The organism is Cellulomonas sp. P4_A2 (assembly GCF_056402515.1).
Window position 1 is genome coordinate 1 of sequence record NZ_JBFUHG010000227.1, and the last position, 367, is coordinate 367.

Sequence of the window (367 nt, forward strand, 5' to 3'; positions counted from 1 at the left end):
CCCACGGCAGTCCGGTCTCGTCGAAGAAGTCCGAGCGCCGCCATCCCGACATCTTCACGATGTCCAGCTCGACCGGCCGGTCGGCCAGGAACTCCGCGTTGAAGAGCAGCGCAAGCTCCGTGACCGTCATGCCGTGCGCCTGCGCGATCTCCCGGCGCCCCACGAAGGTCGAGAACGCCGGGTCGAGGACCGGCCCGAGCGCCGCCCGCCCGGTCACCGGGTTCGGCCGGTCCAGCACGACGAACCGCTTGCCCGCGAGCGCCGCCGCCTGCATGCAGTCGTAGAGCGTCCAGATGTACGTGTAGAAGCGTGCGCCCGCGTCCTGGATGTCGAAGACGATCGTGTCCACGCCGGACGCGGTGAAGAC

The 367-nt window shown here is 69.5% G+C and carries 1 protein-coding gene; it reads right to left on the bottom strand.

Annotated features, from left to right (window positions below):
• The coding region (locus AC1DUE_RS20840; RefSeq protein WP_477041298.1) for an exo-beta-N-acetylmuramidase NamZ domain-containing protein at positions 1-349 on the bottom strand (349 nt) is incomplete at its 3' end.
• Positions 350-367: the final 18 nt, after the last annotated feature.